23 protein-coding genes are annotated in these 23933 nt (G+C 40.4%); 9 read left to right on the forward strand and 14 right to left on the reverse strand.

The window, feature by feature from the left end:
* The first annotated feature begins 17 nt into the window (after positions 1 to 17).
* From hslU to rraA, 3 genes are all read left to right on the forward strand, one after another.
* On the forward strand, positions 18 to 1349 hold the full coding sequence (gene hslU, locus V1U08_RS11760) for an HslU--HslV peptidase ATPase subunit (RefSeq protein ID WP_014230657.1): 1332 nt from the start codon (positions 18 to 20) through the stop codon (positions 1347 to 1349).
* A gap of 255 nt (positions 1350 to 1604) precedes the next feature.
* Positions 1605 to 2522, forward strand: a complete 918-nt coding sequence (locus tag V1U08_RS11765; protein ID WP_014230656.1) for a 1,4-dihydroxy-2-naphthoate polyprenyltransferase — start codon at positions 1605 to 1607, stop codon at positions 2520 to 2522.
* 76 nt (positions 2523 to 2598) lie between these two features.
* Entirely contained in the window at positions 2599 to 3141 is a 543-nt protein-coding gene (rraA, locus tag V1U08_RS11770; RefSeq protein WP_330470631.1) for a ribonuclease E activity regulator RraA, read from the forward strand.
* 73 nt (positions 3142 to 3214) lie between these two features.
* Here the strand turns inward: rraA and zapB are convergent, their stop codons facing one another.
* Positions 3215 to 3457: a cell division protein ZapB gene (gene zapB / locus V1U08_RS11775; RefSeq protein ID WP_014230654.1), complete on the reverse strand. Its 243-nt coding sequence runs from the start codon at positions 3455 to 3457 to the stop codon at positions 3215 to 3217.
* A 347-nt stretch (positions 3458 to 3804) separates the two neighbouring features.
* Here zapB and glpX point away from each other — a divergent pair, with 347 nt between their 5' ends.
* The 3 genes from glpX (at position 3805) to V1U08_RS11790 (ending at position 6065) form a co-directional block, all read left to right on the forward strand.
* Entirely contained in the window at positions 3805 to 4812 is a 1008-nt protein-coding gene (gene glpX, locus V1U08_RS11780; RefSeq protein WP_330470730.1) for a class II fructose-bisphosphatase, read from the forward strand.
* A gap of 130 nt (positions 4813 to 4942) precedes the next feature.
* Positions 4943 to 5557 (forward strand): helix-turn-helix transcriptional regulator, encoded by a 615-nt coding sequence (locus V1U08_RS11785; protein WP_065296274.1) that lies wholly within the window; start codon positions 4943 to 4945, stop codon positions 5555 to 5557.
* A 157-nt stretch (positions 5558 to 5714) separates the two neighbouring features.
* Positions 5715 to 6065 (forward strand): DUF3135 domain-containing protein, encoded by a 351-nt coding sequence (locus V1U08_RS11790; RefSeq protein WP_330470632.1) that lies wholly within the window; start codon positions 5715 to 5717, stop codon positions 6063 to 6065.
* A gap of 74 nt (positions 6066 to 6139) precedes the next feature.
* Here V1U08_RS11790 and V1U08_RS11795 read toward each other — a convergent pair whose 3' ends face one another.
* The gene (locus tag V1U08_RS11795; RefSeq protein ID WP_330470633.1) at positions 6140 to 6565 is read right to left on the reverse strand and encodes a DUF805 domain-containing protein; all 426 of its coding nucleotides are present in this window, start codon (positions 6563 to 6565) and stop codon (positions 6140 to 6142) included.
* Between the two features lie 100 nt (positions 6566 to 6665).
* Positions 6666 to 7013, reverse strand: coding sequence for a 5-carboxymethyl-2-hydroxymuconate Delta-isomerase (locus tag V1U08_RS11800; RefSeq protein WP_330470634.1), 348 nt, complete (start codon positions 7011 to 7013; stop codon positions 6666 to 6668).
* A gap of 263 nt (positions 7014 to 7276) precedes the next feature.
* Here V1U08_RS11800 and tpiA point away from each other — a divergent pair, with 263 nt between their 5' ends.
* The gene (tpiA, locus tag V1U08_RS11805; protein WP_176290768.1) at positions 7277 to 8047 is read left to right on the forward strand and encodes a triose-phosphate isomerase; all 771 of its coding nucleotides are present in this window, start codon (positions 7277 to 7279) and stop codon (positions 8045 to 8047) included.
* 216 nt (positions 8048 to 8263) lie between these two features.
* A complete protein-coding gene (locus V1U08_RS11810; protein WP_330470635.1) occupies positions 8264 to 9613 on the forward strand; it encodes an MBL fold metallo-hydrolase in 1350 nt (449 codons plus the stop codon).
* 49 nt (positions 9614 to 9662) lie between these two features.
* Here V1U08_RS11810 and galU (V1U08_RS11815) read toward each other — a convergent pair whose 3' ends face one another.
* Positions 9663 to 10532: a UTP--glucose-1-phosphate uridylyltransferase GalU gene (gene galU / locus V1U08_RS11815; protein ID WP_330470636.1), complete on the reverse strand. Its 870-nt coding sequence runs from the start codon at positions 10530 to 10532 to the stop codon at positions 9663 to 9665.
* 63 nt (positions 10533 to 10595) lie between these two features.
* Positions 10596 to 11762: a nucleotide sugar dehydrogenase gene (locus tag V1U08_RS11820; RefSeq protein WP_330470637.1), complete on the reverse strand. Its 1167-nt coding sequence runs from the start codon at positions 11760 to 11762 to the stop codon at positions 10596 to 10598.
* Positions 11763 to 11979: 217 nt separating this feature from the next.
* Here V1U08_RS11820 and wecA point away from each other — a divergent pair, with 217 nt between their 5' ends.
* Positions 11980 to 13065: a UDP-N-acetylglucosamine--undecaprenyl-phosphate N-acetylglucosaminephosphotransferase gene (wecA, locus tag V1U08_RS11825; RefSeq protein WP_330470638.1), complete on the forward strand. Its 1086-nt coding sequence runs from the start codon at positions 11980 to 11982 to the stop codon at positions 13063 to 13065.
* 731 nt (positions 13066 to 13796) lie between these two features.
* On the opposite strand, the gene galU (V1U08_RS11830) is transcribed toward wecA, so the two are convergent.
* The 9 genes from galU (V1U08_RS11830) to V1U08_RS11870 form a co-directional block, all read right to left on the reverse strand.
* A complete protein-coding gene (galU, locus tag V1U08_RS11830) occupies positions 13797 to 14678 on the reverse strand; it encodes a UTP--glucose-1-phosphate uridylyltransferase GalU (RefSeq protein WP_330470639.1) in 882 nt (293 codons plus the stop codon).
* 32 nt (positions 14679 to 14710) lie between these two features.
* Positions 14711 to 15877 carry a nucleotide sugar dehydrogenase gene (locus V1U08_RS11835; RefSeq protein ID WP_330470640.1) on the reverse strand — a complete coding sequence of 389 codons (1167 nt, stop codon included), beginning with the start codon at positions 15875 to 15877 and terminating at the stop codon, positions 14711 to 14713.
* Positions 15878 to 16194: 317 nt separating this feature from the next.
* The gene (locus V1U08_RS11840) at positions 16195 to 17013 is read right to left on the reverse strand and encodes a glycosyltransferase (protein WP_330470641.1); all 819 of its coding nucleotides are present in this window, start codon (positions 17011 to 17013) and stop codon (positions 16195 to 16197) included.
* The gene (locus tag V1U08_RS11845; RefSeq protein WP_330470642.1) at positions 17006 to 18079 is read right to left on the reverse strand and encodes a glycosyltransferase family 4 protein; all 1074 of its coding nucleotides are present in this window, start codon (positions 18077 to 18079) and stop codon (positions 17006 to 17008) included. Before V1U08_RS11845 ends, V1U08_RS11840 begins: the two co-directional genes overlap by 8 nt.
* Positions 18076 to 18975, reverse strand: coding sequence for a glycosyltransferase family 2 protein (locus V1U08_RS11850; RefSeq protein ID WP_330470643.1), 900 nt, complete (start codon positions 18973 to 18975; stop codon positions 18076 to 18078). The genes V1U08_RS11845 and V1U08_RS11850 overlap by 4 nt, the downstream gene beginning before the upstream one ends.
* Positions 18968 to 20209 carry an oligosaccharide repeat unit polymerase gene (gene wzy / locus V1U08_RS11855; RefSeq protein WP_330470644.1) on the reverse strand — a complete coding sequence of 414 codons (1242 nt, stop codon included), beginning with the start codon at positions 20207 to 20209 and terminating at the stop codon, positions 18968 to 18970. The genes V1U08_RS11850 and wzy overlap by 8 nt, the downstream gene beginning before the upstream one ends.
* Positions 20197 to 21627, reverse strand: coding sequence for an oligosaccharide flippase family protein (locus V1U08_RS11860; RefSeq protein ID WP_330470645.1), 1431 nt, complete (start codon positions 21625 to 21627; stop codon positions 20197 to 20199). Before V1U08_RS11860 ends, wzy begins: the two co-directional genes overlap by 13 nt.
* Position 21628: 1 nt before the next feature.
* A complete protein-coding gene (locus tag V1U08_RS11865; RefSeq protein WP_330470646.1) occupies positions 21629 to 22558 on the reverse strand; it encodes a glycosyltransferase family 2 protein in 930 nt (309 codons plus the stop codon).
* Positions 22551 to 23555, reverse strand: a complete 1005-nt coding sequence (locus tag V1U08_RS11870) for an NAD-dependent epimerase (RefSeq protein WP_330470647.1) — start codon at positions 23553 to 23555, stop codon at positions 22551 to 22553. Before V1U08_RS11870 ends, V1U08_RS11865 begins: the two co-directional genes overlap by 8 nt.
* Positions 23556 to 23933: the final 378 nt, after the last annotated feature.

Raw genomic sequence — 23933 nt, forward strand, 5'->3', positions numbered from 1 at the left:
CGAAGTAAGGAAAGAATATGTCTGAAATGACCCCTCGCGAAATCGTTCATGAACTGAACCGCCATATTATTGGTCAAGACAAAGCAAAACGTTCGGTTGCGATTGCTCTTCGTAACCGCTGGCGTCGTATGCAACTTGAAGAAAGCCTACGTGTCGAAGTTACACCTAAAAACATCCTGATGATCGGCCCAACTGGTGTTGGTAAAACTGAAATTGCACGCCGCCTCGCTAAGCTTGCAAATGCGCCGTTCATTAAAGTAGAAGCGACTAAGTTCACTGAAGTAGGTTACGTTGGTAAAGAAGTAGAAACCATCATTCGTGATCTTACCGATGTTGCAGTGAAGCTCACTCATCAACAAGCGATGGAAAAAGTAAAATTCCGAGCTGAAGAGCAAGCTGAAGAGCGTATTCTTGATGCACTACTGCCACCAGCTCGTGACAGCTGGGGACAAGCAGAACAGAGCGATGATAGCTCTCACACTCGCCAGATTTTCCGTAAAAAATTACGTGAAGGTCAGCTGGACGATAAAGAGATTGAAATCGATGTCGCCGCGCCGCAAATGGGGGTCGAGATCATGGCGCCTCCTGGTATGGAAGAAATGACCAACCAACTTCAAGGTATGTTCCAGAACCTAGCGGGCGATACCAAGAAGAAGCGCAAGCTGAAAATCAAAGACGCGATGAAAGCCCTTGCCGAAGAAGAAGCAGCGAAGCTTGTGAATCAGGAAGAGCTAAAAGAAGCAGCGATTTACAACGTTGAAAACAACGGTATCGTCTTCATTGATGAGATCGACAAGATCTGTAAACGTGGTGAGAGCTCTGGCCCTGACGTCTCTCGTGAAGGTGTTCAGCGTGACCTGCTACCTCTGATTGAAGGCAGCACTGTTTCAACCAAACACGGCATGGTAAAAACAGACCATATCTTATTTGTGGCTTCTGGTGCATTCCAGGTCGCGAAGCCTTCTGACCTTATCCCAGAGCTGCAAGGCCGTCTGCCAATTCGTGTTGAACTTGAAGCACTAAGCAGTAACGACTTCAAACGTATTCTGACCGAACCTAAAGCGTCATTGACTGAGCAATACATCGCGTTGATGAAGACAGAAGATGTAGACATTGAATTTACTGAAGACGGTATCACGCGAATTGCTGAAGCCGCATGGACAGTAAATGAAACCACCGAAAACATCGGTGCTCGTCGTCTGCATACCGTTATGGAACGTCTGATGGACGAAATCTCTTACGATGCAGCAGAGCAATCTGGCGCTAAGTTTGTGATTGACGCAGCCTACGTGCAAGCTCGTCTGGGCGATACCATTGAAGATGAAGATCTAAGCCGCTTTATTCTTTAATAAGCACCCTAATCAACAAAGCCCAGAGATTCCGTCTCTGGGCTTTTTAGTTCTGCATAGACAATTCAACATCAGTGTATTTGTGCAATCGCCGGGCAATCGTACTTGAAATGCTATTCTCATACTTCAAAGTCCAGAACCTCGCTTTTCAACCAACCCTCCACTTCCTGACTCTCTTTGACTTGCTTTAGGTCAATAGCGCATCTGCTTCTTTATGCTTATACTGGACACATCGGTTACTAGCACGAAATATCCATGAAACAATCTTTACAGATCTGGCTCGACGCCGCTCGTCCCAAAACATTACCACTGGCATTAGTCTCTATTCTTACTGGTAGTGTGCTTGCGTATGCTGCGGGTCAATTTTCTCTGCCTATTTCCTTGATGGCGTTTATCACCGCGACTCTGTTACAGATCCTTTCCAATCTGGCCAACGATTATGGTGACGCAGTAAAAGGAACCGACAATGAAAAACGTCTCGGTCCACTGCGTGCTTTACAGTCTGGCGCAGTAACGAAAGAGCAAATGAAGCAGGCAATTGGCTTCAACATCGTGCTCACCGTCATTTCCGGCCTGATCTTGGTGTTTTACTCTTTGAGCTCTCTTGAAAGTATTCTCACCTTCATCGGATTGGGTATTCTTGCCATCCTCGCCGCCATTGCCTACACCATGGGCAGTAAACCGTACGGTTATGTCGGACTGGGTGATATTTCTGTATTTCTGTTTTTTGGCTTGCTTGGCGTATCCGGCACCTATTTTCTGCATACCGGACATGTCGATACCACCCTATTCTTACCCGCTTTAGGGTGCGGCTTACTGGCCGTCGCAGTGCTGAATATCAATAACATGCGTGATATTGATAACGACCGTGAGTGTGGAAAACGAACCGTAGCCGTGCGTTTAGGGCAACAGAAGGCCAAACAGTACCATTTCATCTTATTAGGTGGCGCTATTCTCGCTTTCGCTGTTTACCTGCTTATTCAGGACAAACCGGTTTGGATCAGTCTGCCATTCTTATTGAGCATTTATTTTGTCGCCCACCATGGCAAAGCCGTTTGGGAAACCGAAAAGCCTGCACAGATCGCACCTATGATGCCAGTGATCGTAAAATGCTCGCTGGTTACCAACGTTTTATTTGCAACAATTGTGGTAGCTCAAACTCTGGTAAGTTAAAAAAGGATTGTCATTGCATTGACTTAATGCCCAGATATACTCAAAGACAACCAGTTTCTGTTTAGAAAGGTACGCTATGGAATACAATACCTCAGCACTCTGTGATATTTACCTCGAGCAGGTAGATGTGGTTGAACCAATGTTCAGTAACTTTGGCGGTCGCGCTTCCTTTGCCGGACAAATCACCACCATCAAGTGTTTTGAAGACAATTCTCTGATCCGTGAAACGTTAGAGCAAGATGGCCTAGGTCGCGTGCTGCTAATTGACGGTGGTGGTTCCTTACGCAAAGCCCTTGTCGACGCAGAAATCGCAACCATCGCAGAAGAAAATGAGTGGGAAGGCATTGTCGTATATGGCTGCGTTCGTGAAGTCGACGAACTCGAAGATATGAACCTTGGCATTCAGGCTCTCGCCTCTATTCCTGTCGGCGCATCTAGCCAGGGTATAGGTGAATTCGACGTACCTGTGAACTTTGGCGGCGTTAGCTTTCTACCAGAAGACTACATTTACGCGGACAGCACTGGCATCATTCTGTCTCCAGAACCGCTCAATATCGACCTAGAACTGGACGAGGAAGTTGAGGAAGAAGAGTTAGAGGAACAAGATCCTAGGCTTTAGCGCTTTTCCCTACACCAAATACACAAACACCCGCTTATAGCGGGTGTTTTCAATTCTGGACAGAAAAGTAGAATTATTCCACTTCTTCCATTTTGCCAAGTAGTGCACGAATGCGCTCTTGCCACTGCGCGTGCTCTTGCTGTGCTTGCTCAGCTTTTTGCTCAAGCTCTTCGCGCTGCGTACGAAGCTCGTTTGCTTGTGCTTCTAGCTTTACTTTATCTTCTTTCAGCTCTTCAACTTCCATTTGAAGAAGAGTGATTGTGTCAACTGCAGTTTGAATTTTAGATTCTAGTTGTGCTAATACTTCAAAAGACATCTTGGCCTACCTATGTTGTTCCGTTGGGATGATGCACGAGACAGGCGCGCACCTTACCTATATGAGGTTCATTCTACTCAGCGTTGCGACGAGAAACACTCACTATATTCGATATTTTGCATCATTCGGTTAAAAAACCGGCGCAATCTCACTAAATGCTGACTTTTCTGATCACCGAAGCATTTTTGAGCAAGGTATTTGCCTCTCGCCACGAGAAAAACGCACTCAGTATTGATCAAATTCAACTTAACCAAAGTAAAAGCTCGGCAAAAACGCAAACGTTTAACACTCGTTATGGTAAAATCGCCGCGCAAATTCTTCTTCCCTCTTGCTTACTTGGAGACATCATGAAACGTGATTTAGCAATGGCATTTTCCCGTGTTACTGAAGGTGCAGCACTGGCTGGTTATAAATGGCTTGGTCGCGGCGATAAAAACGCAGCGGACGGTGCAGCCGTTGAGGTTATGCGCACACTACTGAACAAAACAGAAATCAGCGGTGAAATTGTTATTGGCGAAGGTGAAATCGATGATGCACCAATGCTGTACATCGGTGAGCAAGTGGGTATTGGTGGCGATGAAGTCGATATTGCGGTCGATCCTATTGAAGGCACACGCATGACAGCCATGGGTCAATCAAATGCTTTAGCGGTTCTTGCGGCCGGTGAAAAAGGCAGCTTCCTTAAAGCACCTGACATGTACATGGAAAAACTCGTGGTTGGCCCAGGTGCAAAAGGCGTTATCGATTTGGAGAAGCCTCTAAAAGAAAACCTAGAGAACATCGCCAATGCGCTGAACAAAACTCTAGACACTTTAGTTGTGATCACGCTGGCTAAGCCTCGTCACGACAAAGTGATCGCAGAAATGCAGGCAATGGGCGTACGTGTATTTGCTGTGCCAGACGGTGACGTAGCCGCTTCAATCCTGACTTGTATGCCAGACAGCGAAGTGGACGTCATGTACTGCATTGGCGGTGCACCAGAAGGCGTAGTTTCTGCGGCGGTAATTCGTGCACTGGATGGTGACATGCATGGCCGTCTACTTCCTCGTCATGAAGTGAAAGGCAATACAGAAGAAAACCGCATCTACGGTGCAGCAGAACTAAAACGCTGTGAAGAGATGGGTGTGAAAGCAAACGTCGTGTTGAAAATGGACGACATGGCACGCAGCGACAACGTTGTTTTCTCAGCAACCGGCATTACCAAAGGTGACCTGTTAGAAGGTATTACTCGCCAGGGCAATATCGCGACAACCGAAACGCTACTTATTCGTGGTCGCTGCCGTACCATTCGTCGCATCAAGTCGATCCATTACTTAGAACGTAAAGATCAAGAAGTGCGCGATATTATTCTTTAATAAATATCAGAGATTTTAGGGCCTGGATAAACGGCCCTAAAATCTCGCTTCTCTCGCCAAAACTAAGTCAACACTTTTCTTTACAAAACCTATCGCGCATAATATGTCATGACATATAAATGGTGGGAATATGAAAACCGTAGATAGGATATTGCAAATCGTTAAGCGTGACGGCTCTGTCACGGCAAAACAACTCTCTTCTGAACTTGGAATGACCACCATGGGTGCACGTCAGCATCTGCAAGGTTTAGAAGATGATGGCATCCTGTCTATCTACGACGTCAAAGTCAAAGTCGGTCGCCCGACCAGACACTGGGCTCTTACTCAAAAAGGCCATGAGCAATTTGCCGATCGCCATGGTGAACTTACCGTACAATTCATCGAAGCCGTCGAACACATCTTTGGTAAAGATGGCCTCGAGAAAGTGACCTCTGAGCGCGAAAAGCTCACGTTACAAAACTATCGCCAACATCTTGAGCAATGCGACACGCTGGAAAGCAAATTGAAAACGCTCGTCTCATTACGAGAACAAGAAGGCTACATGGCAGAACTTGAGCAAGATGAGCACGGTTTTATCTTAATTGAGAACCACTGCCCTATTTGTAAAGCTGCTACACGTTGTCCTAGTCTCTGCCAGTCAGAACTGAGTGTGTTCCAAGCACTACTTGGCGATGAAACTCGTGTGGAACGCACTGAGCATATCATTAGCGGCCAGCGACGTTGCGTATACCGTATTCAAGCGTAGGCAATGATTAGAATCACGCAGTTCCTTCCTAGAACTTATCTATAAAACCGCACTCTTATATCTGAGACTAAAGAGTCATTTCGCCGTTCTCCCCTTCTCCGTGATATACGCTTTTAATATCGAAGTGTAACTATCCGTATGGATTGGGAGACAAACGATGGCCAATCTGCGTACTCACAAACCGCAACCTCTGCCCTCTTTCGACGAACTGATGAAAATGGCACAAGATGACCCGGAAGCTTTTGAGCAATTCCGACAAGATAAGGCCCGCGAAATGATAGAAGGCGCATCAGAAAGCATGCAGCCACGACTTTGGGCGCAGCAGAGCCATATAGACAGAGTGATCAACAACTGTAAAAACCCAAACCATGTCAACGTGGTATTGATGAATGAACTACAGAAACAAGTGATGAAGTTCAGAGAAGCGTTGCAAGGAACACCACAACCTGAAAAGACACGTAATGTGGTTCAGTTCAGCTCGCTGAGGGACAATGACGATTATTGTTGATGACTCTCGGATCCTGCAATAATCGCCCTTAAACTTACCAATCCGCTCACTGTCGCCCTAGCGAGCGGCATCATTTATCCAACAGGATCAGGGCCGTACTGATTAGGGCCTTTCGTTCCTTTTAATAAACCACATTCAACCAAAATCCATACGCCACAAATTAAAGATATAGAAGCAATGAACAATTGCGGCGTAGCCGACTCTTGTGAAACTGGGCTCGTCATTGGTGTAGCGAGTCGGCCCAAAACCAAAGGAATATTCAGCGATAACCAATAAATCGATTTATCACGATCGTGCCAGCGCTTCGTTGTGATCGCGAGATCAGGAATAAGCATGACCAAGAGAAAAATAGGCAGCAGAAGGTGAGAAAACGCCGGAAACAGCTGATTGATACCCACACCAAAACCTAAGATAGAAACGTAATAGACAATGTTCCATATCCAAAACGTTTTACGCCCGATGCGCCCTCGAAAAGAAAACAATAACTCTTTAGTCAACATTCATAATTACCCCGAAAATAAAAACTCTAGATTAGCCGAGCCCGTTCACTTTAGGAAGGAACAACGTAAAACTAAAGACACGAGAAACAAGCTGTTACTATCAATTCACTACTTTCTGAAAACTCTCCACATCCATATCACGAATGTTCACCGTTAGGCTGTGAACATGGCTGGCTTGTTCTTGAAGTACAACCATTAAGTCTCGGGATAACGCGCGTTTTTGTTCTGACGTTCTTCCTTCCAGTAACTCAAAGTTTACATGGATAAAATCCAGACTGTCGCCTTCTTCACCTATTAGCCAGTTATGACAGCGGAGTGTTCTTGACTTCACTGATGCCATTTCAAAAAGGCCGCAATCCAACGCTGCTCGATGTAAATCTTCTAGTAAACCTTGAACGTTGACGCGCTCTTCCACTGAGTTCGAATACTCTAAAACCAAATTTGGCATTTTGATTCCTTTCTACAACATTAAAATCCAGTGCGTAGTAATACCAATCCAAGCTGCAATTTCCGAGGAATGAACTATCATTCTGTCTACGTGATCACCAATCGATTGCTTTTGATAGAACTGACAGAAACAAGTGCTACGCTGACCAGATGTACAAAGCCGAACAAGACATGATACCAATCATGATCTGTTCAAATTATTCTGTTATATTCTTTCGTAGATTTTTTACATTAATCATTAATAGATAATACGGAGATATTCCTATGCGTCGTCCTGTAGTTATGGGTAACTGGAAACTAAACGGCAGCAAAGCAATGGTAACTGAGCTGCTAACTGGTCTTAACGCTGAGCTTGAAGGCGTTGAAGGTGTTGACGTAGCAGTAGCTCCACCAGCACTTTACATCGATCTAGCTGAGCGCGTAATCGCAGAAGGCGGCAACAAGATCATTCTAGGTGCGCAAAACACTGACCTAAACAACAGCGGTGCTTTCACTGGCGACATGTCTCCAGAAATGTTGAAAGATTTCGGTGCTACTCACATCATCATCGGCCACTCTGAGCGTCGTGATTACCACAACGAATCAGACGAGTTTGTTGCTAAGAAATTCGCTTTCCTAAAAGAAAACGGCCTAACACCAGTTTTCTGTATCGGTGAATCAGAAGCTCAAAACGAAGCTGGTGAAACTGAAGCAGTATGTGCTCGTCAAATCAACGCAGTTATCGACGCATACGGCGTTGAAGCTCTAAATGGCGCAATCATCGCTTACGAACCAATCTGGGCAATCGGTACTGGTAAAGCAGCAACAGCTGAAGATGCACAACGCATCCACGCTTCTATCCGTGCACTAATCGCAGCGAAAGACGAAGCAGTTGCTGAGCAAGTAATCATCCAATACGGCGGTTCTGTTAAACCAGAAAACGCAGAAGCATACTTCTCACAACCAGACATCGATGGTGCTCTAGTTGGTGGTGCTTCTCTAGACGCGAAGAGCTTCGCAGCAATCGCTAAAGCAGCGGCAGCAGCAAAAGCTTAATCTTGTTTAAAACAAGACAAATAACAAAGGGATGCGTGATGCATCCCTTTTTGTATTTCAGGTGTAAAAACAACCTAAAGTAAAACACTATGCGCTTAAAAAGCACACCTCTCTCGCATTTCGGTACTTTTCCAACTTATTACATCTAATCTACTGAAGCATAAGCCTTACTCTTTCACAGCCTGCTCGCCTATGCTGAATAGATAAGGAGAAAGCATGACGACACCGATATCAGACATAGCCAGTGTGATCCATCATGGCGGAAAGCACACCGTTACTGGTTCCTGTCATGAGCTTAAGCTCTCCAATGGCAGTATTTTGATTGATTGTGGACTCTTTCAAGGCAAGGATCTCAGCTTTGGGGGACGCAATGCCTCACTGAATATCGAGTTTCCTACCGAGCAGATAAAGGCTCTTGTTCTTACTCACGCTCATATAGATCACATTGGCAGATTACCATGGTTACTGGCTGCTGGATTTAAAGGACCAATATATTGCACGCAAGCAACGGCGGAACTCGTTCCCCTAATGCTTGAAGACGGCTTGAAACTGCAACTCGGCTTAAACTACCACCAGCGACAACAAGTGCTAAGTATCATCAAGAAACAGCTCAAACCCTGCGCTTATAAGCAGTGGATAGAACTCCCTGCCCTAGCTGATGTTCGCTTTCAACCTGCAGGGCACATACTGGGTTCTGCGTATGTCGAATTTAAACTCTCAAATAATGAAGTTGTCGTTTTCTCCGGTGACTTAGGGCCATCGAATACGCCACTTTTGCCTGATCCACAATCGCCAGAGCGCGCGGACTACCTATTTATAGAATCCACCTACGGCGATAGACAACATGAAGACATTGCGACACGTACAAAGCGCTTAAACGACATCATTGATCATGCGTTAAAAGATGGCGGTGTAATTCTGATCCCTGCTTTTAGTGTCGGTCGAACACAAGAGCTGCTATTTGATATTGAGCAATTGATTAACCAGCATGAATTGGCATTGTCATTACCCATCATCCTAGACTCCCCTCTAGCAAAAGAAGTGACAAAAACGTATCGACGTTTTAAAACCTTATGGAGTCAGGAAGCAAAACAAAGATTAGATAATCAACGCCATCCACTCGCGTTCGATCAGTGTATTACTGTACAGAGCCACACCGAGCATAAAGCCTTAGTAAACCGACTCGCTTCAACTGATGAACCCGCCATTGTTGTGGCCGCTTCCGGAATGTGTGAAGGCGGTAGAATCGTCAATTATTTAAAAGCACTGCTTCCGGATAAAAGAAACGATGTGCTATTCGCTGGCTATCAAGCTCAAGGTACGTTGGGTGAGGCGATACAATCAGGTAATTCAGAGGTTGAGATAGATGCTCAAGAAATTCAAGTTAATGCTCAGATTCATACTATTTCTGGTTATTCCGCCCATGCAGACAAAAGTGATTTACTCAAGTTTATTACCGGCATTTCCACACAACCAAAAGCCATTCATTTAATTCATGGGGAAGACGAGGCTCGACAAGCATTAGGGAAGGAGTTAGAGAAGAAAGGATTTAAGGTGGTTTATTGATGGGGGAGGCTATAGAGCCTAGGATTCTAGTACCTAGGCCCTAACGTAATTAAGCCACTTTTACTGCGGGTACGTCTTCAACCTGATTTTTCGAAGGTTTTTTGTAAATATTCTCGAAGCAGTAATTTGTCGCCTCAATGTAACCTTCTACGCTACCACAATCGAAACGCTGACCTTTAAACTTGTACGCCAATACACAGCCGTTTTGTGCTTGCTGCATCAGCGCATCCGTAATTTGAATTTCACCACCTTTGCCCGGCTCAGTATTTTCAATTAATTCAAATATATCCGGAGTCAAAATATAACGACCAATGATCGCCAGATTACTTGGTGCGGTGCCCGGCTCTGGCTTTTCAACCATATTGTCGATGCGGAAGATGTCATCTTTGATCATCTCACCGGCAATGACACCGTACTTATGCGTCTCTGTTTCTGGGACTTCTTGCACTGCAACAATCGAACAGCGGAACTGCTTGTACAACTCAACCATCTGCGCCAGCACACCTTTGTCTTCGTTAACACACAGGTCGTCGGCCAATACCACGGCGAATGGTTCATCACCCACTAGCTCACGCCCCGTCAGAATAGCATGACCCAAGCCTTTCATTTCACGCTGACGAATATAGGTATAGCTCGCTGAATCAATCAAACTACGGATATCATCTAAAAGAACTTCTTTACTACTTCCGCTGATTTGATGCTCTAATTCGTAGTTTTTATCGAAGTGATCCATCAGCGAGTGCTTGCCACGGCCTGTCACAATACACATGCCGTCCATGCCTGCTTCAATGGCTTCTTCGACGCCATATTCGATGAGTGGTTTGTTCACCACTGGCATCATTTCTTTTGGCATAGATTTAGTAGCAGGCAAGAAACGCGTACCGTAACCCGCTGCTGGGAATAGACATTTTTTTATCATTTTTAATTACCAACTGAAAAAAAGGCTCCTTTTAAGGAGCCCTTAGCGTTAAACAAAATTGAATTAATCGCTACCAAACAGATCACGTGTATAAACTTTATCAGCGACGTCAGCCAGTTCTTCTACCATACGGTTTGAAACGATCACATCAGCAGTCTGTTTGAACTCATTCAAGTCTTTTACGACACGAGAGTTGAAGAACTCCTCTTCTTGCAGAACAGGCTCATACACTACGACGTCAATGCCTTTTGCTTTGATGCGTTTCATGATCCCCTGAATAGAAGAAGCACGGAAGTTATCAGAGCCAGCCTTCATGATCAGACGGTAAATACCGACGACCTTTGGCTGACGCTTGATGATCGACTCTGCAATAAAGTCTTTGCGCGTGCGGTTTGCATCTACAATTGCGCCAATGATGTTATTTGGTACATCTTGATAGTTTGCAAGAAGCTGCTTGGTGTCTTTTGGCAAACAGTAACCACCGTAACCAAACGATGGATTGTTGTAGTGATTGCCAATGCGAGGGTCTAAACCCACACCTTCGATAATTTGACGTGCGTCTAAGCCATGCGCTTCCGCATAAGAATCAAGCTCATTGAAATACGCAACACGCATCGCTAAATAAGTGTTTGAGAAAAGTTTAACCGCTTCTGCTTCTGTTGAATCAGTAAACAGTACTTGAATGTCTTCTTTTACCGCACCCTCGACCAATAAACTTGCGAAAGTCTCGGCACGTTCACTTCGCTCACCGACAATAATACGAGATGGGTGTAGGTTGTCGTAAAGCGCTTTACCCTCGCGTAAAAACTCTGGTGAGAAGATAATGTTCTCGCAGCCTAGCTCTTGCTTAATACGAGCAGTGTAACCCACCGGTACCGTCGACTTAATGACCATCACGGCATCTGGATTAATCGACATCACGTCTTTAATCACGGCTTCTACCGAAGAGGTATTAAAGTAGTTCGTCGTCGGGTCGTAATCAGTTGGTGTGGCAATCACAACATATTGAGCACCACTGTAGGCCCACTCTCTATCTGTCGTAGCGACAAAATTTAACTGTTTGTTTTGAAGGAAGTGTTCTATTTCCGCATCCACAATCGGGGATTGCTTGTTGTTTAGCAACTCAACCTTTTCTGAAATGATATCCAACGCGACAACTTCGTGGTTCTGCGCTAGCAGCATGGCGTTGGAAAGCCCTACATAGCCGGTACCCGCAACTGCAATTTTCATTGATAAATCCTTGGTTTCTTTTTCTTCTTGGAGAATATCAGAATTTGAAAAGTTGGACTAGCCTGAAACTCTTTAGCGTAAATGATATAAATGTCAAGATCGAAACTGTCAAAAAATGACCAGTAAAGTGTCAAATCTTCTTTAGTCTACGTACTGTTTGAAGTAAAATCACACAATCAAAAAAAACAAAACCTATTAAACAAACGTTGGCTAAATCATGTTGTTAGAACTAAGTGCTATCTTCTTCTCTTCATTTGTCACCCTTTTCTTAATGCGGAAACTCGCCAAAAGGATCGGTTTGGTGGATAGACCGAACAAAAGAAAGCTCCACAATGGAGCAATCCCCTTGGTTGGTGGCATTTCAATTTGTCTCGTTTTAGCGCAGTACTTAGCGTTTCGGCCTGAAGCAGTTCAACACAGCGGGGTTTACTTAGCTTGTATTGCGATACTGACTTTGATTGGCGCAATAGACGATAAAATAGACTTAAACTTTAAAGCTCGAATGTTCGTACAGGCCGTCCTTTCGGTGATAATGATGTACGTTTACGGTATTGACCTACACAGCTTGGGCAATATGTTTGGCTTTGGCGACGTGTCTTTAGGCATCGTAAGCCCTGTGATTACCATTTTGGCAGTGATCGGCGCTATTAATGCCTTTAATATGGTGGACGGTATTGATGGTCTGTTAGGCGGGCTCTCTATTGTTTCTTTAGCTTCCATCGCCTTTCTATTGCAAGTCAATGGCCACCACAGCTTAGGCTATTTCTGCCTTGTGCTGATGGTTACTACGTTACCTTATATTATGATGAATCTCGGTATTTTTGGCCGTAAACGCAAAGTATTTATGGGAGACGCCGGCAGTATGCTGATGGGCTTTACCATCATTTGGCTCCTACTCGCTGCCAGCCAAACCCGCTCTGAGCCATTGATCCGCCCTGTCACAGCTCTATGGCTCATTGGCTTCCCACTGATGGATATGGTCGCCATTATGGTTCGCCGCATTCGCCGTGGAGACTCACCATTCAAACCTGACCGAGAGCACCTTCACCACATATTCCAACGTATTGGGTTTAACTCACGCCAGACGCTTGCCGCGATTTGTTTACTGGCGTCTCTGTTTGCCTTGTTTGGTATTTATGGTGAATTTAAGAACATCAGTGAGCCGGTGATGTTCTATTCGTTTATCGCACTCTTTGCCGTTTATTTCTATGTTCTGACGCACATTTGGCGCGTGACTAGTATGGTTCGCCGTATGATAGGGAAAAAAGAGCTCGAAATGGCTCATGATGTAAACGCACCATAACTTCTCTCATACCATTAGTGGGCATTATTTAATAAATACAGAGACGGCCAGCAATAAGGTCGTCTCCCATTTCCATCTAACTCGGTTTGTTTAACCAACATAAAGATAGAGTAAAAAACGTCACTTCCTAATACCGTACACTTGGCCTACAAAAATAAACTAAGCAGTATTACACTCATTTTTTCCTTCATCTATTTTTTACCTGTCGCCTTCTGCAGCCTTGCTCGCACCAACTTCGATGTGATACTGCTCTGTTTCATGAATTCAATGACCGCATTTTTTAGCTCTTAGAGCCATTGCTATTTTGACTTTGAGTTACACCGCCGCTATTCGGACCTACCGTTGATTAAATCTTGGCTTGCGTCGGCATCATGTTGCTGCCGAGAATATCCGGTTAATCAGGGAGACTTGTGGCTACAACACCTTCGATTGGCCCAGACCATGTGTCTTGCAATTAAGCCACTGTCTTATAGTCCAGATAATTTCGCTGGGTATTGCGAACAATTAGTCCTGCTCATGCATGTTGAAACTTAGTAGATTGCGATTTGCAGTGACAATCCATTTTTTCCGTTCAAGGCATTGGGGTGTCAATTTTGGCATTATTGCTATCCCTCATAAAACTGAGGTGACCGTGCGATAAGAAGTGCAGCGAGATACGATGGACAACAAAAAGGGAGGAAGGAGATAAAGAAGAAAGAGCACCAACCATTAAGTCGGTGCTCTGAATAGAATTAGGCGATTTCAGCCTCAAGCACCTTTTGCTCAGTTTTCTGAGACGTCATTGCCGAAGGCTGCTTGTAAATGTTTTCATAGCAATAATTGGTGGCTTCAATATAGCCTTCCACACTACCACAATCGAAACGTTGACCTGTAAATTTATACGCCAACACACAGCCAGATTTCGCCTGTTTCAGCAGCGCATCCGTAATTTGGATTTCACCACCCTTGCCAGGTTCGGTTTGTTCGATCAGATCAAAAATATCAGGCGTTAAAATATAGCGACCGATGATCGCCAAATTACTCGGTGCCGTCCCGGCTTCCGGTTTTTCGACCATGTCATCCACACGGAATAAATCGTCTTTGATCATTTCACCAGAAATCACACCGTATTTATGGGTTTCAGATTCTGGTACTTCTTGTACAGCAACGATTGAGCAGCGGAACTGATTGTACAGCGCCTTCATTTGAGCCAAAACACCTTGGTCTGGATTGACACAGAGATCATCCGCCAAGACTACGGCAAATGGATTATCACCGACTAATGGACGCCCCGTTAAAATCGCGTGGCCTAACCCTTTCATTTCACTTTGACGAATGTAAGTAAAGCTTGCCGTATCAATCAGTGAACGAATATCCGTTAGCAGGGATTCTTTGCTGGTACCGCTAATTTGATGCTCGAGTTCATAGTTCTTATCGAAGTGATCCATCAACGCATGCTTACCGCGACCGGTAACCACGCACATATCGGTCATACCCGCTTGAATCGCTTCTTCCACACCGTATTCAATCAGCGGCTTGTTCACCACTGGCATCATTTCCTTTGGCATGGATTTCGTCGCAGGAAGAAAGCGAGTCCCATATCCGGCGGCTGGGAATAGACATTTTTTAATCATAATTTTTTCTAGCCAATTGTTTGTTTTTTGTATTAGTCGTTGCCAAATAAGTCGCGAGTATAAACCTTCTCTGCGACATCGCTGATTTCATCCACCATACGGTTAGATACAATCACATCACAAGCCGACTTAAATTGCTCCAGATCGGTAAGAACCAGCGAGTTGAAAAACGTTATTTCTTTCAGTACTGGCTCATAAACCACCACTTCAATGCCTTTCGCTTTCAGACGCTTCATCACCCCTTGAATCGAAGATGCACGGAAATTATCAGACCCCGCTTTCATAACAAGACGATAAATACCGACACGTTGAGGGTTACGTTTTATAATAGAATCCGCGATGAAATCCTTACGGGTGGTATTCGCATCAACAATCGCGCCTATAATATTGTTTGGCACTTCCGCGTAATTAGCGCGCAACTGCTTAGTATCTTTGGGTAAACAATAGCCGCCGTAGCCAAACGATGGATTGTTATAGTGGTTACCAATACGCGGATCTAAGCTCACCCCTTCAATAATTTGGCGGGCATTAAGACCGTGTGTTTCAGCATAAGAATCTAACTCATTGAAGTAAGCCACACGTAGAGCTAAGTAGGTATTAGAAAACAACTTAACCGCTTCTGCTTCAGTTGAATCCGTGAATAGAACTTCAATATTCTCTTTCACCGCACCTTCAACTAATAAACCTGCGAAAGCCTTAGCACGCTCACTTCTTTCACCTACGATTATTCGAGAAGGATAAAGATTGTCATATAATGCGCGGCCTTCACGCAAAAACTCCGGAGAAAACAGCAAGTTTTCACAACCCAACTCCTCTTTAATGCGAGCCGTGTAACCGACCGGAACCGTCGATTTAATCACCATTACCGCGTCAGGGTTAATTTCCATCACATCTTTAATCACTGATTCGACTGACGAGGTATTAAAGTAGTTGGTTTTAACGTCATAATCGGTTGGCGTTGCAATCACGACAAAATCCGCATTTTTATACGCTAGCTCTTTATCCAGAGTAGCGTAAAAGTTGAGCGGCTTATTCGCTAAAAAGTCTTCAATCTCAACATCCACAATTGGAGATATCTTGTCGTTTAATAGTTGTACTTTTTCTTGAATAACATCTAAAGCAACGACTTCATGATGCTGCGCGAGTAACATCGCGTTTGATAAACCTACATAGCCTGTACCGGCAATAGCGATTTTCATTTTTCCTAGTCCAGTCCTATTTAATTTCTATATTATTTTTCTATGAGATGTATTGGGATCTCTTAATACCGATGGGATAACGTTTTGAGGATTATGATTACAACGCGCATTGAGATTAACAATAAATGATGATGGGCTTCGTGTTCCGCCAGAAATCAATCGCTGCTGCAATGACCTATTGGAGAACAACAACCACAGAAAAGTATCTCAACATCATCTTAGTCTGAGAGACTCTTACGCATAAATAACTGTTTATTCGCAACTAAAAGCTCATAATGGGCATATGAATAATATGCGGGGGCCTGTTGTTATTCTGGCTATCTTAACGTTTTGTATGCCCATTTTTTGATTGATGCCGGAGCTATTCTTAGCAAAAACAAACTAATAGTATGAATAATATTACTTAGGTTAAATACATCCAATTTTTTAAAAGCATAAATTCTTGAATTCAAATCGTTCATCGCTTTCTTAAAACCCCGTCTCGAATGAAAAGACTCGTTAATTCTAAACATTAAAAGTGGCTCGTTTATGTTAGCAAACATCTTCCCTGCGGCGAGTAAATCCACCCACAAGTAATAATCTTGTGTATTCATTAACTCAGATTTATAGCGAAAACCATCTTCAAATACAGACATCCTAAACATTACCGATGGGTGGTTAAATGGGCACCTCTTAATTATTTTTCTTTTAATAATATCATGTGAGGCATCCATTTTCTTATGGAATAACTCGTCACCAGATTCAGAAATCTCAAGTACATCAGAACCAACAACTGCAACCGTTGGATTGTTAATCAGAAAGTCGACTTGTTTAAAAAAACGTTCTGGTAAACAGATATCATCTGCATCCATCCTAGCCAAAAAACTATATTTACCCGCAAGTAAAGACTTTACAACAACATCATTCAATCGCGTTGCCAAGCCATTATTATCGTTATTAAAATTAACAAAAACATTGTCAACTTTTGAATAATCAACTAACAAACTATTTAAGCCTTCTCGTACTGGTCCATCTACTTCTATAAAAAGATCAAAATTTTCATACGATTGATTGAGGATACTTTCAATTGCTTGAGTAACGAATTCCACTGTATCTGCTTTGTAAATAGACATCGCAACGGCTATTTTATTATTCACTTTCTGCAACCTTTATATACTCATTAGACATAGCTAAATCACTAAAATATTTTTCAGCAACTTCTTGATTTTTATTTACCAAAGAAAAATCAAGAGCCTCAATTTCTCTCTTTAGACTATCGACATTTCCGACATCAAAAATAGACATTGAGATATTAGGAATATTTTTTAATTCCTTGAATATAGGAATATTTGAGCATATTGGATGCAAATTGGAAAATAATGCTTCAATAAATGCCATGGGCATACCTTCTGTTAAAGAAGGCATGATAAAATAATCAGACACCGCCATGTAGTCTGAAACATTAATAACTCGACCTTTTATGATTAAATTATCATGCTGAATATCCACATTTTTCATCGTGTCCATCAACGGGCCATCGCCTAAGATGACAAATTCATAATCTGGAAAAAATCTTGAGACTTCCTTTATTAATAAAGGTTGTTTTATTTCAGTGAGATGTCCACAGAAAACAAATCTCTTCTTTCCGTGTGATAAACCTAACTTAGTTTCTACTATTTCTCGCTGTTCATTCGAATTATAAAAGCTATCACCTATTACGCCATTATAAACCGCCGATATGTTTTTTGCGCCTTTACTAACTAAGCAAGTCTTAACATTATTTGAAACAGCCACTTTTGCTATATGAACACTTTTAAATACTTTGCTATGGAGAAACAACATAGTTTTCGCAACAAATGAGCTATACCTAGATGCATAATCCTCATAAGGCACATTATGTATAGTTGATATTATTTTTTTATCTAAGAATCTATTTAATAGAAATAGAGAAAAATCAGCTCGAATACCATGGGTATTTATAACATCAGGATTATTTTTATTTATGACTTTTTTGATAAACCTAAGTAAAGTATCACCTTTCCTCATATATTCGACTTTAGCACCTAATGACTCAAGTTTTTCAATATACGAAGTATCAACACGCGGTCTTAAGCTACAAACGACCACATCGACATCCATCTTACAAAGTCCACTAACAAGGGAAAGTATTACATTATTAGGCCCTGATGTTTTAAATTCAGAAGTTATTATCAAAAATCTCATAAAAATATTTTCTCTAAACGCCACTTTATAATATTGAAAAAAACATTAATGACTTCTAAAAGTTTAAAGTTACCAAATAGTAAAAATTTGAAAAACAAATTTATTTTTTTCGTAATCATACAAGCACTAAATATATTTTTTGACACATAAGAAATCTGCGACTCTTTAGTCATATATTTCTTATATTCATTAAACCAACAGATAAAAAATTCGGGTGACGCTTTTTTCTTCAAGAACCTATTAGAACTAGCATCCTCCACCCTCCAGAATGATACAGGCTTATCATCTTGAATAATTTTATACCCCAAGCATTCAGCTCTAAGCAAAAAATCATAATCCTGATGACGCGGTAACTTAGGGTTGAACAAAATATCTAATGCAATTTTTTTTGACATGAAAAAGGTACTAGTTTGAATCAGTTTGTTAGATAAAAACAACGCATCTGATACGTACTCGTTTTCTTTTTTAGAAAGTAAAGGCAATATTGTTCCACAATTAATATTTTTTCCCTTTATAACCTTCCCTGTTAATACTGAACTTTCATTATATATTTTTAACTGATGACTAATTTTATCACAAAGCCAAATATCATCAGAGTCTAAAAAAGAAACATAATCACCACTTGATTCTTTTATTCCTATATTCCTTGCTTCTCCACCACCTACATTTTCAGGCAAATAAATATCGACAATATTTACATTTGAATTTGTGCATTTAAAGTTTTTAATTTTTTCATTTAAACACTCTTGGTCTTTTGAACCATCATCTATAATTACTATCTCTATATATACATTATTCGTATCAAATTGTTGTTCGATGACACTTTGTAATGCTTCAGATATAGTAGATGATGAATTATATGTGGGAATCACTACAGATATTGTTATATTATTCATTTGAAAACCTTTTAAAAAAACCAACAAAAAGCAATAGAACGTACATAACAACTAATGCTTGGATAAATATAATATAATCATTAAACCAACCATGACCCATATATAGGATAGTTAAAATCCAAGACATCTCCAACAGCCCTTTGTTACTTGTAAAGTGTTGAGATATAAAAACCAACAAGAACATTAACGCCACTGAATATAAATAATAAAAAATCATTCCTTCTGGATTAATGATAGGCCATCCAAAATACCCTATATGTGTTTGCCAAACATAATAAGGATTATAAAATCCAGCAATATATCTCTGAGCATAAACCTGCGTAATATCATATATCGAATTGTAAGAAAGAATCTTTTCTAAAGTCTGAGGTATCCAATGATATAAATAAAATGGCAAAAAATTATGATCTTCATACATAGTTGATAATATATCTTTATTATCAACTATGTAGTACGTGGCAGATACTGACTCAAAACGCTCAAAGGTCCTAAGTAAAAAGTCTATATATAGTGAAAAATTAGAATCACCATTCCGATTGCTAATAATTATTTGCATAGATTCAGCCATACTAGCATCATCAGAACCAATACTATATAAAACCACGTTTTTCAAAAGCCTAACTAGAGGTGATATTAACAATAAAAATACCAACAAAAAAATCATTTTCCAACTAATAGACTTTCCAGAAGATAAAATCCTAAAAACCCATAAAAACCCGATAACCAAGATAATAAAAGTATAACCTTTATAAAAGTTAAATAGTACGAAGACCAGAAGGTTAACAAAATAAATTATTCTTTTACTATCATAGAAAATGGCTATGTAACAGTATAATAAATATTGTGGCACTAAAAATTTATTAAACAAAGAAACAAAACTAGGAGCTAATGAGTTTTCATTTCCGACCCGACCATACCCATAAACTATAGAGAAAGTAAAAGCTATCGATAATATAATAAAAATAAAATAATGAATAACAGTTGAGTCAGTACTAACTTTATAACTCTTAGCCATGTTTATTTTTTCAAAAAATTTAAAAACAGCATGAAGAATAAAGAATGATGAGAGGACCAGCACTAAACAATACAAAAGCGTGTAAGGAAAATAAACTATATAACCATCATAATCACTACCCAAGCTTCCAGAAAAAAAATAAACAAAACAAAATAAGATATTAGATAAAGAGTAAAGCCATAATATCATGCTTCTTGGAATATGTTTTATATTAAGCATTTTACCACACTCCTTTTAAAGCATATTAAAGAGAGTAGTGAAATGAATAAATTAGAAAAGAGTAAAACAATCTCTCCAGATATGATTATATTTAAAAAATATGATAAAACACAGTACATTAATATTATTGGTAATATGTTAACAACAACCTCACCTAACCCTTTATAAAAATCAAATGATGATTCTAAAAACCCATACTTAAATAACAATACATATGTAATGAAAAAATTAATAGTAAATGAAATAACCAACATTTTTGCCACATAAATAGCATCACCAAGCATCACACCAAGAACGATAAAAGACACATTAATAATTGCCGATAAAACTCCAGACAAAAATAATAGTTTAGGTTTATTCACCACTTGAAAAAACGCTCCACTAGTAGATAATACCGCCTGAACAGGGATAATAAATGAAAACACTTTAATATACTGAGAAACCTCTAACCAGTCTGAACCAAATAAAGTAAAAACTATCGACTTGCTGTTAACAAATAGAAATACGGAACATAATGTAGAAATATAAAAAAGTTTTTTCGCCAGAGAATTATGTTCTTTAATAATATAACTTTTGTTATCTCTATACTTTGTTAGGATAGGCTGAATTGCCGGAGTCATTGCAAATGTCGTTAATAGTAATGGATACCTCATCAATTGGTAACTTTTATCATATATACCTAAAGCATGCATACCAAAAAACTTTGCAATTAAAAGGTTGTCTATATTTCTTGAAAAGAAGTTAATTGCATTAAAACCAAGTTGATATAAGGAAAAACTCAAAATCTCAAGAAAATAAGAAATTTTCGTTCCTAAAACTGGCCTGCCTACTGTGGTTTTATTTGAAAACAACCATAGTAAACAAAACTTACAGACAGAAAATGCTAAGTACCTAGACGCTAACGCGACAACACCGAACTTATATTTATATAATAGGAATACAACTAGAAAAGATATAACTTCAGCTATTATAATAAGCATAGATAAAAGGACAAATTTTGCATCCTTATTAAAAGCAGTTATAGGTATTGTTGTACATGTATTGAAAAATAAAGATAAGCTTATAACAATTATTACACTTTCATTTGTCTTGCTAGGTTCAAAATCGTAATAATATCCGATAAAAAAAGAGAAATAGAAAAAAATTGTAGCAGTACATATCCCTAAAAGAAGGGTAATAGAAAAAACACCATCACGCCTTTGACTGCAAAAGTTTTTATGGTTAATAATTGCAGGCCCAATTCCCACATCACCTATTAACTGAAAAAACATCATAAAAATATAATAAGTTGCAATGACACCAAAATCTTCTGGGCTAAACAACCTAGCATAAATAGCTAATACTAGGAACTGGATAATATAAAGCCCTAGTTTACCCATAACACTTTGGTAAATTGCATTATATAATTTATTCTTCATTTTACTTGGAATAAAATCCTAACGAAAATTTAATGGCAAAAGCCACGCCAAGCTTATTAGAAAAAATAAACTTAACCCGATCAAACCAGCGCTGGACAGTCATGTTTTTCAATCTGGACTCGTTTATAACTCCACTTTTTCTAATTCGTTTTATGTATACGTTAAGATAGTAATTTACGTTTGCATCTTTTATAATCTGGCTTTTTTGTTCTAATAAATCTGCTGTATCATAAAACCCCTGAGCATTTCTAAAGCTTTTGACACTAGTCATTATTGAACCAGGTCTAATTCTTCTATTAAATAAAGAGTCTTTAATTATAACTACGTTTACATTCTCAAGAAGAAGAGACGTTGTAAAATAGTTATCCTCATGTAGCATGCCTGGTATAAATTTTATATGTTTAAATCGTTTTCTTCTAAACATATAACAGCAAGATTGAACTATGTAATTACCAAAAATAAATTGTTTAAATAACTCTCCACTGGGGTATTCTCCTTCTTCAACTCCTCTTACGTAATTGAACTTCTCTAGCTCCTTACTATCCATCCCATCACAAAAAGCATTAGCATTAAACATCACTAAATCTGCATCATTAAGTTTAAACATAGACAGACATCGTTCTAATGTATTATTTTCAATAGTATCATCACTATCTAAAAAATAGACATACTCTCCCGAAGCTGTTTCTAACCCACGATTTCTGGCCATGGACAAGCCTTTATTTTCCGTGTTAATAATTTTTAATTTATCAAAAAAAACACTCTTGTAATCTAAAAGAATATTTAAACTTCTATCTGTCGAACCATCATTAACCGCTATAATCTCATAATTGGTAAATGTTTGCCTATTAACTGAATCTAAACAGTCTCTCAAATATTTTTCAACATTATATACTGGTAGTATAATAGAAACTTCAACTTGATCATTCATAATAATAACCTTTATACCAGTCAACAAATTCCTTGATTCCACGTGTAACATCGAATTTTGGCATATATCCTACAACCTCAAACAATGCCGCCGTATCAGCATAGGTCTGATAAACATCACCTGGTTGCATAGGCATAAAATTCTTCTTCGCTTCAATACCTAATGACTCCTCCAAAGCATGGATGTAATCCATCAGTTTCACGGGTTGACCATTACCAATGTTATACACGCAATAAGGAGCAGAACTGGTTGCAGGCGAACCATCTTCTACAGTCCAATCAATGTTCTTTTCAGGTATAACATTTTGGATACGGATAATACCTTCCACGATGTCATCGATATAAGTAAAGTCACGGCTCATGTCGCCATCGTTATAAATATCGATGGTTTCACCTTTCACGATTTTATGGGTGAACTTGAGCAGCGCCATGTCCGGACGCCCCCATGGACCATAAACCGTGAAGAAACGTAATCCGGTTGTAGGAATGTTGTAAAGGTGGGAATAGGTGTGCGCCATCAACTCGTTAGATTTTTTGGTCGCAGCATATAGAGAGATAGGATGGTCGACAGAATCATCGGTACTGAAAGGCACCTTCCCATTTAGACCATAAACAGAACTGGAGGAAGCATAAACGAGGTGTTTCACTTTATTGTGGCGACACCCTTCTAAGATATTTAGATGACCCACTAAATTACTGTCTGCATAAGCAAGCGGGTTATCTAGTGAGTAGCGTACACCTGCCTGTGCAGCTAAGTGGATAACTCGATCAAATTGCTCACTGGCAAATAGCTCTGGGATCGCCACGCGGTCGGCAATATCCAGTTGGATAAACTTAAATAGAGGGTGTTCGATTCGCTCTAACCGAGCGTACTTCAAGTTAACGTCGTAATAGTCGTTAATGTTGTCGATGCCAACGACATCGTGACCCATTTCTGTCAGGCGCTCTACAACCGCACTACCAATGAATCCAGCAGCGCCTGTTACTAAGTATTTCATCTTATTTTCCTAGACAACTTAATGACCCTAGACGTAAGGGACATATAATATATTTACATTTATCAACACAAGACACGCACAGAAAACTTACTGGCGTTATTAAGCTCAACGTTTGTAGCCAGCGTTTTTCTTATTGATTTTTGTTGTCTGTGTTTATTGCCGCATGCCCATTGTGTTAAATAGAAGCGGCTTTTCGAGAAGTGTCTGTAGAATTCTTCATCTTCAATCGTGAAGTTTTTCTACATTTCATCTCAGACTTCGGATGAGCTTGAGAGAGTTTTTATTCATTTTGAGACAGTCAGTTTTCACTAACTGCCTGTAATTGCTTGATTTGACCTATTTTGGCTAACCCGCCCCAATAGACCATTCTTATCTTAA

It is taken from the genome of Vibrio sp. YYF0003, assembly GCF_036350715.1.
GTDB classification, from domain to species: Bacteria; Pseudomonadota; Gammaproteobacteria; order Enterobacterales; family Vibrionaceae; genus Vibrio; species Vibrio natriegens.